This is a genomic window from Paraburkholderia sp. A1RI_3L (genome assembly GCF_048957895.1).
Classification (GTDB): domain Bacteria; phylum Pseudomonadota; class Gammaproteobacteria; order Burkholderiales; family Burkholderiaceae; genus Paraburkholderia; species Paraburkholderia kururiensis.
On sequence record NZ_JARCHA010000005.1, the window covers coordinates 329005 to 346272 of the forward strand.

Here is a 17268-nt window from a genome sequence, read left to right on the forward strand (position 1 = left end):
CTATCCTGCATGGGCTTGCTTCATCCGCCTTTATCCAGCACTCGGCCGCGCCGGGAAAGGAGACCGCCATGCAGACCGTCGACGCCACGCATCCGGTTTCGGCTGCAAGCGCGAGCGACGAGCGCTCGCTTCGTGTTTTGCTCGCCGGCACCTACCGGATCTTCGCCATGCTCGGCTGGACCGAACTGATCTACAACCACATCACCGTGCGCGTGCCTGGCCCCGAGCGGCACTTTCTGATCAATCCGTTCGGGCTGCATTACTCCGAGGTCACGGCGTCGAATCTCGTCAAGATCGATCTCGACGGGCAGGTCGTGGACGGGACCGCGGCGCGGGTGAATCCCGCGGGCTTCGTCGTGCATGCGGCGATTCATCGCGCGGTGCCTGACGCGCACTGCGTGATGCACACGCATACCACGGCCGGCCTTGCCGTTGCCTGTTCTGAGCGAGGGCTCGAGAACTCGAATTTCTATTCCGCGCAACTGCACGACGCCGTGGCGTACCACGATTTCGAAGGCGTCACGATTCACTCCGACGAAGGGCCGCGGCTCGTTGCGAATCTTGGTGCGAAGCGCCTGATGATCTTGCGCAATCATGGGTTGCTCGCCATCGGCGAGACCGTTGCGCAGGCGTTTGCGCGGCTCTGGACCCTCAACCGCGCATGCGAGGTTCAACTCGCGACAGCGTCGCTCGGTGCGGCGCGGCTCATTCCCGACGAGGTATCGATGCGCTGCACGCGCGACGCACTGCAGTTCGATCCGCGTCACGGCGCGGGGCAGGACGTGCTCGATGCCATGCTGCGGCAGGTGGATCGGATCGATCCTTCTTACAAGGCGTAGCGTGTCGCTGCGCGTCTCGGTTCAAGGCAGACATGAAAACAGGACAGATCAGAACGACAGTAGTGGGCGCGGGCGCGATCGGCGGATTGATCGCGGCGGCAGCGGCCCGCGCAGGGCACGCGGTGAGCGTGGTTGCACGAGGCAAGACGCTCGACGCCATTCGTGGCGACGGCATTCGCATCATCGACGAGGAGGGCGAAACGGTGACGCGCGTGATCGCTACCGACACGCCCGCCGAACTGGGCGTACAGGACTTCGTCGTTGTCGCGCTGAAGGCGCAGGCGCTGCCGGGTGTGGCTGCGAGTCTTGCACCGCTCGTGGGTCCGGATACGGTGATCGTCGCCGCCATGAACGGTTTGCCGTGGTGGTTCCTCGCGGGCACGGACGGGCCGCTCGCGACCACACCGATCGAGGCCGTGGACCCTAACGGCGCGGTGTCGGCCGCGTTGCCACCGCGCCGATCGATTGGCTGCGTGGTGCATCTTTCGTCGTCCACGGATGCGCCGGGCGTGGTGCGGCGCGGGCGCGGCAATCATCTGATCGTAGGCGCCCCGCGCGTGGCGAACGGCAGCCCGGGCGCGCCTGACGCGCTAGACGCCCACGCAGCGGCATTCGCCGGTGCGATGCGCGAAGGTGGCTTCGACGTGGCCCTCGCGGACGACATCCGTACCGAGATCTGGGCCAAGCTCTGGGGCAACATGAATATGAATCCGTTGAGCGCGCTGACGGGTTCTACCTCGACGCAACTGCTCGACGATCCGTTCACGCATGCGCTCGTGCTGCGCATGATGGAGGAAGCCGAAGCGATCGGCGCGCGCCTTGGCCTCTCCACGGGCATGAGTCCGGCCGAGCGCATTGCCGTGACACGGCGGCTCGGATCGTTCAGGACGTCGATGCTGCAGGACTTCGAGGCGGGACGCCCGCTCGAGGTAGGGCCGATCCTCGGCGTGTTTCCTGAATTGGGCCGCAAACTCGGTGTGCCTACGCCGTTTTGCGACGCGGTGCTTGGCTTGCTGAGACAGCGTGCGGCGAACAGCGGACTGTGATTCTGGCTGTGAAGAGAACGACGAAGCGGGGCGATGAGCCGCGACGACGAAGCGGCCAGTAACGTAGGCCGTAAAGCGGCCGCTGACACCGGCCCTATGCCCGGGATGCCCCGGATGCTGCGGACGCGGCTTCAGCCGGCCGCCCGCGCCAGAGCGTTCGCAATCACCTTGTCGAGCATGTTGCCGAGCGCGACGCGCTCGGCGTTGTCGAGGCAATCGAACAGGTCCGCGTTCCATTTGCGGGCAATGGGCATCACGCGGCGATAGAGCGCGCGGCCTTCCGGCGTGAGCGAAACGAGCACGACGCGTCCGTCCGCGGGATCGCTGTCGCGGGCCACCAGCCCCCGGCGGATCAGCGCTTCCGCGGCGCGGCTCGCCTGGCTCTTGTCGAGATTCGCGTGGCGCGCGAGGTCCATGACCGAGAACGGCCCGAACGATCCCACCGCGGCAATGATCCGGGCCTCGGGCAGCGTGACGTCGAGCTTCGCCTGGTAGCGTTCGCTGATACCGCGTTCGGACAGCTTGTTCAGGACGTGCAGGCGATAGGTCAGAAACTGGTCGAGTCCGGCTTTGTCGTCGGCCTTCATGGGGGTCCTGGTCGTAGTGGGGAGGGCGGCGTAGTGACGCGGGCAACATGACGCCGTCATGGCGCTGTGATTGTTGCTGCAACTGTGCAGGCGGTCAACGCGCGGCGTGATGCCGACGCGTCGCTGCACGTCGATACTGGAGATGACGCGCGTGGCACGACTCGCGCGGCATGCGGCATGAATCACGGTGTCGTTGCGCGAGGTGTGTGGTCGACGCGCCTCGCGTTGTGCCTGTGTTTTTTCTTGCTCGCGGCGTCGATCGTCGATCAGCGCACGCCGTATTTCAGGCGCGTCAGTTGTTCCGCCTCGTTGGCGAGCAGTTGCGCCGCGTCGCGAATGGCCGTGTCCAGCGTGATAGGACCCGGCGCCGGCGAGAAGCAGCCGTTGAAGTGCTCCGCCAGTCTGGGCAATGCGGCGGGATCCACGGCGCCGGAGAGCAGCGAGGCCGGCACGCCGGCAGCGCGCGCGTGGCGACAGGCGACAAAAGGCGCCTTGCCGTGGAGCGTTTGCACGTCCGAGCGCCCTTCGCCGGTGATCAGCCAGTTCGCGCCGGCGAGTGAGGCGTCGAGGCCGGCCTCGCGGGCCACCACTTCGGCGCCGGGCTCGAAATGCGCGCCAAGCATGCGAAGCGCGAAGCCAAGCCCGCCCGCGGCGCCCGCGCCCGGCTCATGACGCGCCGTGCGCTGCAGCGCGACTTCGAGCAGATCGGCAAAACGCGCAAGCAAGCTGTCGATGGCCTCGACCTGTTCGGGCCGGACACCCTTCTGCGGGCCGAATACGGCGGTCGCGCCATGCTCGCCATTGAGCGGATTATCGACATCGGACATGCCGACGAACGTGGCTTCGGCCACGCGCGCGTCCAGTCGCGAGACATCGACGCGCGCGAGGCGCGCGAGCGAGGCCGGCGTGGGTTCGAGGGCTTCGCCGGCGGCATCGAAGAGCTTCATGCCGAGGCCAGCGAGCAGGCCGGCGCCACCGTCGTTGGTGCTGCTGCCGCCCAGCGCCACATAGAAGCGCCGCACGCCCGCGTCGAGCAGAGAGCGGATCGCTTCGCCCATACCGCGCGTGCTGCGCGCCTCGACGGGCACGCTCATGCCGTCCGCGTCCGTGATGCCGACGATTTCGGCGGTCTCCACGATGGCGCTGCCGTCTTCGAGCAAGCCCACCGCCGCCTCGCGCGCCGTACCGGCTGCGCCGTGCACGCTGAGGATGCGCCGCACGCCGCCGTGCGAGAGCAGCGCGTCGAGCGTTCCTTCGCCGCCGTCGGCCATGGGACACAGACGCACTGTCGCATCCGGGCGCGCGCGACGCACGCCTTCGGCGATGGCGGCGGCCACCTCGGCGGCGCTGAGCGAACCCTTGAAGGAGTCGGGAGCGATGACGACGACAGGCGCGACGGACGTGTCTGACATAGTGTTCCTGGGTGTCTCGTGGAAGTTGGAATATTCGGCAAAGGCGTGGCGTGGGGCCACCATCGGGCCGCGACAGTGTCCTACGCGCGATGCGCGCCCGTTAGCTTATCAGCCTCGCTCGCGCCCGCGATACGGGCGCTCGCATGACGGACATCGGACGCTTGCGCCCGAATGTTTGCGCGAGGCGACCCATGCCGAATATGACAGGTACGCCGATTCCGCTTGAGCGCGTCAATAGTTTGCTAAACTACTGGGCTCTTTTGACCAAACCGTGCTGGAAGTGGCCTCAAAGTGGGTGGCCCGGAAGGCGGTTCCCGGACTGTGGCAAAGGCGTGCGGCAAATGCGTGTGGCAGGTACGTGCAGCAAGTGCGTGCGGCAGGCGCGCCGCAGGTGGGCCGGGGCCAAAGAGACTCGAGGCCGGTGCCGGCCGCGGCGAAGCGGCTCACAGGGCTCGGTTCGCAGAACCGGGGCTGCAGCGCAAAGCAGCCTACGCGGTGGCACCGCGCGGTACGGCAAAGACTGACAGATTCGCTCGAATAATTTTAGGACGATTGAAGCCATGGCTAACGTTGTTGAAAACCTCGGCAAGCTCGAACGCCGCGTGACGATTTCCCTGCCGAAGGAGGCCGTGCAGAAGGAGATCGAGTCCCGTATTCGCCAGATCGCGAAGAATGTGCGCATGCCGGGCTTCCGCCCGGGCAAGGTGCCGCTCAAGATGGTCACGCAACAGTATTCGGGCCAGGTCGAAGCGGAAGTGCTGAGCGACAAGGTCGGCAAGGAGTTCTTCGACATCAGCCGCGCCGAGAATCTGCGCGTGGCCGGTCAGCCGAGCTTCAGCCCGAAAACGGACGCCTCCGAAGGCGCCTACGCCTTTGACGCGACGTTCGAGGTGTATCCGGAAGTGACGCTCGGCGACATCTCCACGGCCGAGATCGAGCGCACGACCACCACGATCAGCGAAGCCGAAATCGATCGCACGCTCGACATCCTGCGCAAGCAGCGCGTGCACTTCCACGCCCGCGGCGAAGCCGGCGAGCACGGCGATGGCGGCGCGGACGCGGCGGCCAAGGACGGCGACCGCGTGACGGTGGACTTCGTCGGCAAGATCGACGGCGTCGCGTTCCAGGGCGGCAGTGCGGAAGACTTCGCATTCGTGCTCGGCGAAGGCCGCATGCTGCCGGAGTTCGAGAAGGCGGCGCAGGGCCTGAAGGTGGGCGAAGCGCGCGAATTCGACCTGAAGTTTCCGGACGACTATCACGGCAAGGAAGTGGCCGGCAAGACCGCGCAGTTCACGATCACGATGAAGAAGGTCGAATGGCCGCATCTGCCTGAGATCGATGGCGAATTCGCGAAGTCGCTCGGCATCGCCGACGGCGATCTCGTCAAGATGCGCGCCGAGATCAAGGAAAACCTCGAGCGTGAAGCGAAGCGTCGCACCCAGGCTATCGTCAAGAACCAGGTCATGGACGCACTCCTGAAGATCGCCGAGCTGGACGTGCCCAAGGCGCTCATCGAGCAGGACCAGGAGCGTCTCGTCGAGATGGCGCGTCAGGACCTGATGCAGCGCGGCGTGCCCAACGCGAAGGACGCGCCGATCCCGGCCGAAATGTTCAAGGATCAGGCCGAGCGCCGCGTCAAGCTGGGCCTCGTGCTGGCTGAACTCGTGAAGCAGAACGGCCTCGAGGCAAAGCCCGAGCAGATTCGCGCCGAAGTGGACGAATTCGCCAAGAGCTACGAAGACCCGAAGGAAGTCGTCCGCTGGTATTATTCGAACAAGCAGCGCCTTGGTGAAATGGAAGCGTTCGTCGTCGAAAGCAACGTCGTCGAGTTCGTGCTCAGCAAGGCGAAGGTGACGGACAAGGAAGTCAGCTTCGAAGAACTGGCAAGCGCGACGGCGCAGGCGTAAGGCGTCGCTGCAACGGCGTGCCGGCTGTCGGAGCGACGGCCCGCACGCCGTTTTTTCGTCCGCGTTTTTTGGCCCTTCCCACGGTATGGTTGAATAGCGCGGCGTTCGTCGCCACGTGGCGAATCAGACGATATTTTCCGGACAAGGACTCATTGCATGACGACTCGCGCTCAATTGCTGGACACGCTGGCTTCCCACGCGCCGCGGGACTTCGAGACTCAGGCGCTTGGCCTCGTGCCGATCGTCGTGGAAACGAGCGGCCGTGGCGAGCGCTCGTATGACATTTACTCGCGTCTGCTCAAGGAACGCGTCGTGTTCATGGTCGGCGAAGTGAACGACCAGACGGCCAACCTGGTGGTGGCCCAGATGCTGTTTCTGGAAAGCGAGAATCCGGACAAGGACATCAGCCTCTACATCAACAGCCCGGGCGGCTCGGTTTCGGCTGGCATGGCGATCTACGACACCATGCAGTTCATCAAGCCCGACGTATCGACGCTGTGCATGGGACTGGCCGCCAGCATGGGCGCGTTCCTTCTGGCGTCGGGGGCGAAGGGCAAGCGTTTTGCGCTGCCGAACTCGCGCGTGATGATTCACCAGCCGCTTGGCGGCGCGCGCGGCCAGGCATCGGACATCGAGATCCAGGCGCGTGAAATCCTCTACCTGAAGGACCGGCTCAACCATCTGTTGGCCCATCACACCGGTCAGCCGGTCGAACGCATCTCGCGCGACACCGACCGCGACAACTTCATGTCCGGCGAAGATGCGCAAGCGTATGGCCTCGTGGACCAGGTCTTGCATAAGCGCCCCTGACGCGGCGCGCTTTCCGCCCAAATTGGGGCGGGAGCGCCCGGCGCAGCGCTTGTGAAATAATCGGGATCAGCGCCCCCGCGGCCTGCGGCCATCACGCCGTCATAGCAGTGCGGTTCACGCGCTCCCGCCGTTGCGGCGGGAGGAAACGGCGTATCATGTAACAGAGTGTCCGGAGGCTCATTTATCCATGGCGGACAAGAAAGGTTCTAACAGCGAGAAGCTGTTGTATTGCTCGTTCTGCGGCAAGAGCCAGCATGAAGTGAAAAAGCTGATTGCTGGTCCGTCGGTATTCATCTGCGATGAATGCATCGACCTCTGCAACGAGATCATTCGTGACGAGGCAGCCGGTGCGGGTGTCGAGGCGGGTCTGTCGAAATCCGACTTGCCGAGCCCGCAGGAAATCCGCGAGATCCTCGATCAGTACGTGATCGGCCAGGAGCGCGCGAAGAAGATTCTCGCGGTAGCGGTCTACAACCACTACAAGCGCCTCAAGCATCTCGACAAGAAGGACGACGTCGAGCTTTCCAAGAGCAACATTCTCCTGATCGGGCCCACGGGCTCCGGCAAGACGCTGCTCGCCCAGACCCTGGCGCGCCTGCTCAACGTGCCGTTCGTGATTGCGGACGCCACCACGTTGACGGAAGCCGGTTACGTCGGCGAGGACGTCGAGAACATCATCCAGAAACTGCTCCAGAACTGCAATTACGAGGTCGACAAGGCGCAGCGCGGTATCGTCTATATCGACGAAATCGACAAGATCAGCCGGAAGTCGGACAACCCGTCCATCACGCGCGATGTGTCGGGCGAGGGCGTGCAGCAGGCCCTGCTGAAGCTTATTGAGGGCACGATGGCGTCGGTGCCGCCGCAGGGGGGGCGCAAGCATCCTAACCAGGACTTCATCCAGGTTGACACCACGAACATCCTGTTCGTCTGTGGCGGTGCGTTCGACGGGCTGGAGAAGGTCATTACCGATCGCACCGAGAAAACCGGCATCGGCTTCGGCGCCAGCGTGAAGAGTAAGCAGGACCGCGACGCCGGCGAGGTGCTGCGCGAAGTGGAACCGGAAGACCTGATCAAATTCGGCTTGATCCCCGAACTGATTGGCCGTCTGCCCGTGGTCGCCACGCTCGGCAAGCTGGATGAAGCGGCACTGATGCAGATTCTGGTCGAGCCGAAGAATGCGCTCGTCAAGCAATACCACAAGCTGTTCGCGATGGAACGTGTCGAACTGGAGATTCGGCCCGGCGCGCTCCAGGCCGTGGCGCGCAAGGCAATCCGCCGCAAGACCGGTGCGCGCGGGCTGCGCTCGATTCTGGAACAGGCGTTGCTGGACGTGATGTACGAGCTGCCCGCAATGAAAGGTGTCAGTAAGATCATCATCGATGACAACGTGATCGAGGGCGATGGCAAGCCGCTTCTGATCTACGAGGACGCACCGAAGGTTGCAGGGTCGAATTGATCGGCTAAAGAGTTGTGGAAAAAAGCCGTTCATGGGAGTGTGAACGGCTTTTTTCGTTTATCTTGTGGTCAAGGCGTACTTTTTGGTGTCACTGAACTTTTCCCACACGCATGAGGCTTGCAATCGATTTCGCCGGCCTCACTTACCGAACAATCTGATTCCATCCATGGGGAAATGAAATGTCAGGAACCCAACTCCTCCCGCCCGAACGCACCACGCTCCCGTTGCTCCCGCTGCGCGACGTCGTCGTGTTCCCGCATATGGTGATTCCGCTCTTCGTGGGCCGTCCGAAGTCGATCAAGGCTCTCGAGGCGGCGATGGAGGGCGGCAAGCACATCATGCTCGTCGCGCAAAAGACTGCCGCCAAGGACGAGCCCACCGAAAAAGACATGTATGAAGTGGGATGTATCGCCAACATCCTGCAGATGCTCAAACTGCCCGACGGTACCGTGAAGGTACTCGTGGAGGGGTTGCAACGCGCGAAGACGCTTTCCATCGAAGAACAGGAAACGCAGTTCTCGTGCGAAGTGATGCCGCTCGAACCGGATCATGCCGACAGCGCCGAAACCGAAGCGCTGCGCCGCGCGATCGTCTCGCAGTTCGACCAGTACGTGAAGCTCAACAAGAAGATTCCGCCTGAGATTCTCACGTCGCTTTCGGGTATCGACGAGGCCGGCCGTCTCGCGGACACGATTGCCGCGCACCTGCCGCTCAAGCTCGACCAGAAGCAGCACATCCTCGAGATGTTCCCCGTCGTGGAACGCCTCGAACATCTGCTCGCGCAACTCGAAGCCGAGATCGACATCCTGCAGGTCGAAAAGCGCATCCGCGGACGCGTGAAGCGTCAGATGGAGAAGAGCCAGCGCGAGTACTACCTGAACGAACAGGTAAAGGCGATCCAGAAGGAACTGGGCGAGGGCGAAGAAGGCGCGGATCTCGAAGAGCTCGAGAAGCGCATCACCGCCGCGCGCATGCCCAAGGAAGCCCGCAAGAAGGCCGACGCCGAGCTGAAGAAGCTCAAGCTGATGTCGCCGATGTCGGCTGAGGCGACGGTCGTGCGCAACTACATCGATACCTTGATCGGCTTGCCGTGGCGCAAGAAGAGCAAGGTCAACAACGACCTCTCGAACGCCGAGCGCGTGCTCGACGAAGATCACTTCGGGCTCGAGAAGGTGAAGGAACGCATTCTCGAGTACCTCGCGGTCCAGCAGCGCGTGGACAAGGTGAAGGCGCCTATTCTGTGTCTCGTCGGGCCTCCGGGCGTCGGCAAGACCTCGCTGGGGCAGTCCATTGCGCGTGCAACGAACCGCAAGTTCGTGCGCATGGCGCTGGGCGGCGTGCGTGACGAGGCCGAGATTCGTGGCCACCGCCGCACGTATATCGGTTCGATGCCGGGCAAGATTTTGCAAAGCCTCACGAAGGTCGGCGTGCGCAATCCGCTCTTCCTGCTCGACGAAGTCGACAAGATGGGCATGGACTTCCGCGGCGATCCCTCGTCGGCGCTGCTCGAAGTGCTCGACCCGGAGCAGAACCACACGTTTGCGGACCACTACGTCGAAGTGGATTTCGACCTCTCGGACGTGATGTTCGTGGCGACGTCGAACTCGCTGAACATTCCGCCTCCGCTGCTCGACCGGATGGAAGTGATCCGTCTGTCGGGCTATACCGAGGACGAAAAGGTCAGCATCGCGCAGCGTTACCTGCTGCCGAAGCAGAAGAAGAACAACGGCCTGAAGGAAGGCGAGATCGAAGTCGCGGAGCAGGCTATCCGCGACATCATTCGCTACTACACGCGTGAAGCGGGCGTGCGTTCGCTCGAGCGTGAAGTGTCGAAGATCTGCCGCAAGGTCGTGAAGATGCTTCTGCTCAAGAAGGCCGAAGGTGCGGTGAAGGTGGACGGCAGTAACCTCGACACCTTCCTCGGCGTGCGCAAGTACGACTTCGGTCTCGCGGCGAAGGAAAACCAGATCGGTCAGGTGACCGGTCTCGCGTGGACGGAGGTGGGCGGCGACCTGCTGACGATCGAAGCGGCCGTCATGCCGGGCAAGGGCAACGTGATCCGTACGGGCTCGCTTGGTGACGTGATGAAGGAATCGGTCGAAGCGGCGCGGTCGGTGGTGCGTTCGCGTTCGCGGCGTCTTGGCATCAAGGACGAAGCGTTCGAGAAGCAGGACATCCACATCCACGTGCCGGAAGGGGCGACGCCGAAGGACGGTCCGTCCGCCGGTATTGCGATGACGACGGCGCTGGTGTCGGTGCTCACGGGTATTCCGGTGCGAGCCGACGTTGCGATGACGGGCGAGATCACGCTGCGCGGTGAAGTGCTGCCCATTGGTGGCTTGAAGGAAAAGCTGTTGGCAGCGCACCGTGGCGGCATCAAGCTCGTGCTGATTCCGGAAGAGAACGTGAAGGATCTCGCAGAGATTCCGGACAACGTGAAGAACGCGATCGAGATCGTGCCGGTCCGCTGGATCGACAAGGTTCTTGAGCTGGCGCTCGAACGTACGCCGGAAGCCTTGCCGGAAGAAGAGGTGAAGAGTACGCCGCCGGTTGGCGAGCCGGGCAAAGAGTCTGGTGCGACGGATGTCGTGAAGCACTAGGAACCGATAGCCGTTCTTCTTGCAGTCGTCCTGAAACCCGCGGTTTTTGCCGCGGGTTTTTTATTGCCCAGAAAGCTTCGAAAGTTCGCCGGGAAGGCCTGCCCGATCAGGCTCAACCCCGCTTGACACAAGGGTTTCGGCCTCTTCTAATGACCGGGCCCGGCGCGTTGCCGGGGCCGTCATTTCCCGCGCTTCGTGCGCACTCAGAATTGCCCAAACACATTCTCGGGGGCTGGAATGAATAAAACGGAATTAATCGACCACATCGCTCAACAGGCTGACATCTCGAAGGCCGCAGCGGGACGTGCGCTCGAAGCCGTGATCGCTGGCGTGAAGGGGACGTTGAAGAAGGGTGGTACGGTCACGCTCGTCGGCTTCGGCACATTCGCCGTCGGCAAGCGCACCGCGCGCACGGGCCGCAATCCGCGTACGGGCGCGGCGATCAAGATCAAGGCAGCCAAGGTGCCGAAATTCAGGCCTGGCAAAGCTCTGAAAGATGCGCTAAACTAGCGGGCTCGTTGGTTGATGAGTTGGGCGCTGCAAACAATGCCGCGTCTTACGCGCAGTCAACCGGCAGGCAGTCATGAAGCGTCGCAGCCGAAAGGTAATGGCGCAAGACCGAGGGACGGGTGCTTAGCTCAGTTGGTAGAGCGGCGCCCTTACAAGGCGTAGGTCGGGAGTTCGAGCCTCTCAGCACCCACCAGTTCCCGGTCGGTCCGCCACGTGATTCAGGTACATCGAGCTTGAGGCAGGTGGCAGGGCATCAATAAGGAGTGGTAGTTCAGTCGGTTAGAATACCGGCCTGTCACGCCGGGGGTCGCGGGTTCGAGTCCCGTCCACTCCGCCAGTCAAGCAAGAAGGCGAACTCCGGTTCGCCTTTTTTATTGCCCGCTGTTGTAATATCGGGCGTTCTGTTTTAGGGCTAACGGCTACGCATGCTCGATTTTTTCCGCAATCACCAACGGCTGATGATGTTCATGCTCATCCTGGTTGTGCTGCCAGGTCTGGGCTTCGTAGGCATCCAGGGTTTCCGCGGCTTTTTTGACGACAGCGCGAATATCGCGAGCGTCAACGGGCACAAGATCACGCGTGTCGAGTACGACAATGCGATCCGTCAGCAACTCGATCGCGCCCGGCAGGTGCTCGGCGCGCGCTTCGATCAGAAGCAGTTCGATACACCCGAGCGCCGGCGCCAGATGCTGGACGGACTGATCCAGCAGCGCGTGCTCGCCGATGAAACCCAGCGTCTGCATCTCACGGCATCGGACGAAGCAGTGCGGCGCGTGCTGCTGGCCGACCCGATCATCTCGTCGCTGAAGAAGCCTGACGGCACGATTGACCTGGAGCGATACAAGGAACTGCTCGCCATGCAAGGCATGACGCCCGAGCAGTACGACGAACGTATCCGTTATGGCCTCGCGACTCAGCAACTGCCCGACGCAATTCAAAGTTCTGCGTTCACACCCAAGGCGCTCGCCACGCAGCTCACGGATCTCGCTGAGCAGCAGCGTGAGGTTCAGGGGTTTGCGTTCCGCGCGCGGGACTACGCCTCGAAAGTGCAGCCTACCGATGCGCAACTTCAGGCCTTCTACGACGCACACCGCAACGACTTTGCGACGCCCGCCACGGCTACGATCCAGTATGTCGTGCTGTCCCCGGCCACGGTGGCTGCGGCCGTCCAGCCTTCCGATGCCGACCTGAAGAAGTACTACGACGACAACATCGCGCGCTATCGCACCGAAGGCGAAGTACGTGCGAGCCACATCCTGATCGCGGCGCCGAAGGATGCAAGCGCGGCCGACAAGGAGAAGGCGAAGCAGAAGGCGCTCGCCGTGCTCGCCGAAGTGAAGGCGCACCCGGACCAGTTCGCGCAGATTGCGCAGAAGGAATCGCAGGATCCGGGCTCGGCATCGAAGGGCGGCGATCTTGGCTATTTCACGCGCGGCATGATCGCAGGCGGCCAGGCGTTCGACGACGCAGCGTTCAACCTCAAGAAGGACGAAGTGAGCGACGTCGTGCAGACGGACTTCGGCTATCACATCATCAAGGTCACGGACGTCAAGCCGTCCGCCACGAAGCCGTTCGATGAAGTGAAAACCGCGATCGCGAGCGAAGTGAAGTCCCAACAGGCCGCGAAGCTGCTTGCGGACGAATCGGAGGGCTTCTCCTCGACGGTGTACGAACAGGCGAAAAGCCTGCAACCCGCTGCGGACAAGTACAAACTGACGCTGCAGACCGCTACCGTGTCCCCGACGCCCAACCCGGCGCTGCCGGCTGACAGCCCGCTCAACAACCCGAAGTTGCTGGCCGCTGTGTTCGCAGACGACTCCGTGAAGTCGCACAACAACACCCAGGCCATCGACGTGGGCAACAGTACGCTCATTTCGGCCCACGTCACGGAGTACAAGCCGGCCGCCGTGCCTGCCTTCGACGCCGTGAAAGACGCTGTACGGCAAAAGGTGATCGCGGAACAATCCGCTGAGCTTGCACGCAAGGACGGCACGGCCAGGCTGGCCGCGTTGCAGAAGTCGAAGTCGACGGACGGTTTCTCCTCGCCCCTCAAGGTGTCGCGCAACGATACGCAGGGCGTGCCGCCCGCTGCGCTGAGCGCAATTTACAAGGCCGATGCGAAGAACTTGCCAGCCTACGTTGGAGTGGATCTTGGCGCCGACGGTTACGCAATCTACCGCGTGAACTCGATCGTTCCTGCCGCTCCCGTCGATGCTCAGCGCCTTGCAGGTGCCCAGCAGCAGATCGCTCAGGTGTCCGGGCAAGCGCAGGTGCAAGCCTACGTCGATGCTGTACGCGCCCGTTCGAAGGTGAAGTTGTATGGCTCGGCGGATTCGCCGAGCCAGTCTCAGAGCAGTAACTGAGCCGAGCGCACGCGCCCGCTAACAACCGTATCGGGCGGGCCCGTTCGTGGCGCTGCACATGAGAACAAAGCCCCGCATTCGCGGGGCTTTGTTTTTCTACACACCGGTTTGGCGTGCGTCGTTTGCAGACGAACTCAACGGTACACGCGAACGATCAAACGAACGCCCGAGCGAACACGACAGTCACAGGCACGCACTGATGTCGCCCGTTGCGTCGCTGCCCGCGGCGCCGTTCGGGCGGAAACCAGCCCACGTGCCGCCCTTGCCCGACCACGACGGACGAATCACGGCAGCCGCGCCATTGGGTGGCTGCTGGCCCGGCGCGTAGACATCGACGGCCTGGCCGTTTGCCAGCATGACCTGCGACGTGACCTGCTGCTGCGACTTGTCGGCCCATTTCTGGGCGACGCACTGCGCGACAGTGGCCGGCGGCTGCCGGCTTTCTCCAACGGATTGCACGCCCGCGGGACGCGTGGCGCACGCCGATATTGCAACCGTAAGCGCGATAAGCGGTAAGTATTTCACGGCATCTCCCTCCTGTTGCGCTCTGAACGAGCCGGTTGTTGAAGGTGAAGCGAACGTGTCAGATCACCCCTTGCCGGTCATGTTCCGCATCTTCCGGAAACAAGATGTAAAGCGCGCCTTACTGCGTGGCGGGGTTGCGCAGGAGCGGCTTGAGCGTCGGCCAGACGTTGTCGAGCAACGCGGGCTGTGCCTGCTGCGTGGGATGGATCTGGTCCGCCTGGAACATGTCCGGTTTGTTCTCGATCCCTGCGAGCAGGAAAGGTACCAGGGGTATGCGCATGTCCTGCGCGAGCTGGCCGTACAGGCTGTGGAACTTTTGCGTGTAGGCCGGGCCGTAGTTGGGCGGTACGTACATACCGACCAGCACCACTTTCGCGTTGCCGCGCCGCACGCTTTCGACGATTGCGCGCAGGTTGGCTTCCGTGGTCGCGAGCGGTACGCCTCGCAGGGCGTCGTTGGCCCCCAGTTCCACGATCACGATGGCGGGCTTGAGCCGTTGCATCAGCGCAGGCAGGCGCGAGCGGCCGTCGCTGGTGGTGTCGCCGCTGATGCTTGCATTGGCAACGTTATAATCGAGCCGCTCGCTGGCGAGGCGCTGACGCAGCAGCGCCACCCAGCCGCTGTCGCGCGGCAGGCCGTATTCGGCGGAGAGGCTGTCGCCCAGCACCACGATGACGGGCTTGCCGGACGGCTGATCGTTCGCGGCAGACGCATCCTGCGGCAAGCAGGCGGCTCCCACGGTGACAACGGCCGCAGCAGCCGCAACAATGCCCCGTGCCGCGACAAGTCGCATGGCGCGTACTTTCAACCTGTGCTTCATCATGCAAAAGAAAACCGATCCAGTCATCGAAGTGCGGGGTGTGTGCAAGAAGGTGAAGGACGCGACAGGCGAGCTCACGATTCTCGACGACATCAATCTGTCGATCGAGGCCGGCAGCAGCGTGGCGATCGTCGGCGCGTCCGGCTCGGGCAAGTCCACGTTGCTCGGATTACTCGCCGGATTGGACAGTGTCACGTCCGGCTCGGTTCGGCTGCTGGGTCATGAACTCACCGAACTCGACGAAGACGGCCGCGCCGCATTGCGCAGCGGCTCGGTCGGTTTCGTCTTCCAGTCATTCCAGTTGATGCCTCACCTCACGGCGCTTGAAAACGTCATGCTGCCGCTCGAACTGCAAGGCGGCGTGTCGGCTCGTGAAGCCTCGGCGCGCGCGCGGGAACTGCTCGAGCAAGTGGGCCTGCGCGAGCGCACGGGGCACTATCCCAAACTGCTTTCGGGCGGCGAGCAGCAGCGCGTGGCGTTGGCGCGCGCGTTCGTCACGCGCCCGGCCATCCTGTTTGCGGACGAGCCCACGGGCAGCCTCGACGCCGCAACCGGCCACGCCGTGATCGACCTGATGTTCGACATGAACCGCGCACAGGGCGCGACGCTCGTGCTGGTCACGCATGATGTCGAACTTGCGCGCCGCTGCGACGCCACCGTGACGATCGAAGCGGGCCGTCTCGTCTGAGCGGCCCTCTGCCTTTCCCCGCTTCGTTTGCCGTTCAGCGTTTCAACGCCGCCCGCGCCCGCGCGATCAGGGCGGACGTCGACGAATCGTGTGCCTTCACGTCGCCGGCAGCGGCAGTGAGATCGGCCTCGACTACCTTGCCGAGAATCTTGCCGAGTTCCACGCCCCATTGGTCGAACGGGTTGATGTTCCACACCGTGGCCTGAACCAGCACCTTGTGCTCGTAGAGCGCGATGAGCGCGCCGAGCGAGCGTGCCGTCAGGGCATCGACGAGCAGCGTGGTGGTTGGGCGGTTGCCCGGAAACACAATGTGCGGCACGAGTTCGGGCTTGTCCGGGCCGGCGATCTTGCGTGCTTCCTCGACCGTGCGCCCCAGCATCAACGCCTCGCTCTGCGCGAAGCAGTTGGCGAGCAGCTTCGCATGGTGGCTCGCGAGCGGATGCTCGGGCGTGAGCACGGCGATGAAGTCGATGGGTACGATCGTCGGGCCCTGATGCAGCATCTGGAAGAACGCGTGCTGGCCGTTCGTGCCGGGTTCGCCCCACGTCACGGCGGAGGTCGGGTAATCCACCGTCGCGCCGTCGAGCCGTGCCGACTTGCCGTTGCTCTCCATCTCCAGTTGCTGGAGGTACGAGGGCAGGTAGTGCAGCGCCTCCGAGTAGGGCGCAACGAGATAGCTCTGCGAGCCGAAGAAGTTGCGATACCAGATACCGACGAGCGCTTGCAGCACCGGCAGATTGCGTTCGAGCGGCGCCTCGCGGAAGTGCCGGTCCATGTCGTTCGCGCCGGCGAGCAGTTCGTCGAACTGCGCGGGGCCCACGGCAATCATGATCGAGAGGCCCACCGCCGACCACAGCGAATAGCGTCCGCCCACCCAATCCCACATTTCGAATACGTTTTCGCGGTCGATGCCGAACTTCACGACTTCCGCCGGGTTCGCCGAAACGCCGACGAAATGCTTCGCGAGCCCGCTCTCGGCGCAGCCGCTCGCCACGAACCAGTCGCGCATGGAGCGCGCGTTGGTCATGGTTTCGAGCGTGGTGAACGTCTTCGACACCACGATGGCGAGCGTTTCCTCGGGGTTCAGTCCTTCGAGCGCGCGATGCAGGTCCGCGCCGTCCACGTTGGACACGAAGTGCGTCGAGATGTCGGGCGTCGCGAGGTGATGCAGTGCGTGCACGACCATCTTGGGACCGAGGTCCGAGCCGCCAATGCCGATGTTCACCACGTGGCGGATGCGCTTGCCCGTGTGTCCCGTCCAGGCGCCGCTGCGTACCTTGTCGGCGAACGCGGCCATCTTCGCGCGCTCGGCCTTCACCTCGGCGTGGAAGGGCGTTTGGGGGTCTGTGGCGCGCAGCGCGGTGTGCAAGGCCGCGCGGCCTTCGGTGGGGTTCACGACTTCGCCCGCGAACATCGCGTCCCGACGCGCTTCGACACCGGTCTCGCGTGCAAGCTGAACGAGCAGGCGCAGGGTTTCGTCGGTGATGCGGTTCTTCGAAAAATCGGCGGCGAGGCCGCCGCCCGTGAACGTGAAGCGTTCGGCGCGGGTCGGCGCGGTATCGTTCTGCGGCGCGAACCAGTCGCGCAGTTGGGCGTCGCGAATTTGCCCGTAGTGCGTTTGCAGGGCGGACCAGGCGGGAAGCGATTTCAGCGTCGTCATAACGGTTCGTCTAACGATGGGGGCGAAGGGGAAAGGCGGCGC

14 protein-coding genes and 2 tRNA genes are annotated in these 17268 nt (G+C 63.6%); 11 read left to right on the plus strand and 5 right to left on the minus strand.

All coding sequences use genetic code 11. From position 1 onward, the window contains the following. The first annotated feature begins 68 nt into the window (after positions 1–68). Together PXJ20_RS16870 and PXJ20_RS16875 are read left to right on the plus strand one after the other, a co-directional pair. Entirely contained in the window at positions 69–839 is a 771-nt protein-coding gene (locus PXJ20_RS16870) for a class II aldolase/adducin family protein (RefSeq protein WP_017773861.1), read from the plus strand. A gap of 32 nt (positions 840–871) precedes the next feature. Further along, on the plus strand, positions 872–1885 hold the full coding sequence (locus tag PXJ20_RS16875) for a 2-dehydropantoate 2-reductase (protein ID WP_421029302.1): 1014 nt from the start codon (positions 872–874) through the stop codon (positions 1883–1885). A 131-nt stretch (positions 1886–2016) separates the two neighbouring features. On the opposite strand, the gene PXJ20_RS16880 is transcribed toward PXJ20_RS16875, so the two are convergent. Beyond that, positions 2017–2472, minus strand: coding sequence for a MarR family winged helix-turn-helix transcriptional regulator (locus PXJ20_RS16880; RefSeq protein ID WP_413211876.1), 456 nt, complete (start codon positions 2470–2472; stop codon positions 2017–2019). 266 nt (positions 2473–2738) lie between these two features. Then, on the minus strand, positions 2739–3884 hold the full coding sequence (locus PXJ20_RS16885) for a glycerate kinase (protein ID WP_421029301.1): 1146 nt from the start codon (positions 3882–3884) through the stop codon (positions 2739–2741). Between the two features lie 560 nt (positions 3885–4444). Between PXJ20_RS16885 and tig the strand changes: the two genes are divergently transcribed. From tig to PXJ20_RS16925, 8 genes are all read left to right on the plus strand, one after another. Then, positions 4445–5791, plus strand: coding sequence for a trigger factor (gene tig / locus PXJ20_RS16890; RefSeq protein ID WP_017773866.1), 1347 nt, complete (start codon positions 4445–4447; stop codon positions 5789–5791). Positions 5792–5947: 156 nt separating this feature from the next. Further along, positions 5948–6601 carry an ATP-dependent Clp endopeptidase proteolytic subunit ClpP gene (gene clpP / locus PXJ20_RS16895; RefSeq protein ID WP_026121255.1) on the plus strand — a complete coding sequence of 218 codons (654 nt, stop codon included), beginning with the start codon at positions 5948–5950 and terminating at the stop codon, positions 6599–6601. Between the two features lie 187 nt (positions 6602–6788). Continuing rightward, the gene (gene clpX, locus PXJ20_RS16900; RefSeq protein WP_017773868.1) at positions 6789–8060 is read left to right on the plus strand and encodes an ATP-dependent Clp protease ATP-binding subunit ClpX; all 1272 of its coding nucleotides are present in this window, start codon (positions 6789–6791) and stop codon (positions 8058–8060) included. 179 nt (positions 8061–8239) lie between these two features. Then, on the plus strand, positions 8240–10660 hold the full coding sequence (gene lon / locus PXJ20_RS16905) for an endopeptidase La (protein ID WP_017773869.1): 2421 nt from the start codon (positions 8240–8242) through the stop codon (positions 10658–10660). A gap of 195 nt (positions 10661–10855) precedes the next feature. After that, positions 10856–11170: an HU family DNA-binding protein gene (locus tag PXJ20_RS16910; RefSeq protein WP_267880070.1), complete on the plus strand. Its 315-nt coding sequence runs from the start codon at positions 10856–10858 to the stop codon at positions 11168–11170. Between the two features lie 117 nt (positions 11171–11287). Beyond that, positions 11288–11363 (plus strand) — tRNA-Val (locus PXJ20_RS16915). Between the two features lie 67 nt (positions 11364–11430). Next, positions 11431–11507, plus strand: a tRNA-Asp gene (locus PXJ20_RS16920). 88 nt (positions 11508–11595) lie between these two features. After that, positions 11596–13533: a SurA N-terminal domain-containing protein gene (locus PXJ20_RS16925; protein ID WP_421029300.1), complete on the plus strand. Its 1938-nt coding sequence runs from the start codon at positions 11596–11598 to the stop codon at positions 13531–13533. 183 nt (positions 13534–13716) lie between these two features. On the opposite strand, the gene PXJ20_RS16930 is transcribed toward PXJ20_RS16925, so the two are convergent. Both PXJ20_RS16930 and PXJ20_RS16935 read right to left on the minus strand, forming a co-directional pair. Further along, entirely contained in the window at positions 13717–14058 is a 342-nt protein-coding gene (locus tag PXJ20_RS16930) for a hypothetical protein (protein WP_126877320.1), read from the minus strand. A 118-nt stretch (positions 14059–14176) separates the two neighbouring features. Continuing rightward, complete coding sequence (locus tag PXJ20_RS16935; protein WP_421029299.1) at positions 14177–14851, minus strand: arylesterase; 675 nt, start codon at positions 14849–14851, stop codon at positions 14177–14179. Between the two features lie 28 nt (positions 14852–14879). Between PXJ20_RS16935 and PXJ20_RS16940 the strand changes: the two genes are divergently transcribed. After that, positions 14880–15566: an ABC transporter ATP-binding protein gene (locus PXJ20_RS16940; protein WP_026121257.1), complete on the plus strand. Its 687-nt coding sequence runs from the start codon at positions 14880–14882 to the stop codon at positions 15564–15566. A 34-nt stretch (positions 15567–15600) separates the two neighbouring features. On the opposite strand, the gene pgi is transcribed toward PXJ20_RS16940, so the two are convergent. Beyond that, positions 15601–17226: a glucose-6-phosphate isomerase gene (gene pgi, locus PXJ20_RS16945; protein WP_421029298.1), complete on the minus strand. Its 1626-nt coding sequence runs from the start codon at positions 17224–17226 to the stop codon at positions 15601–15603. Positions 17227–17268 lie beyond the last annotated feature (42 nt).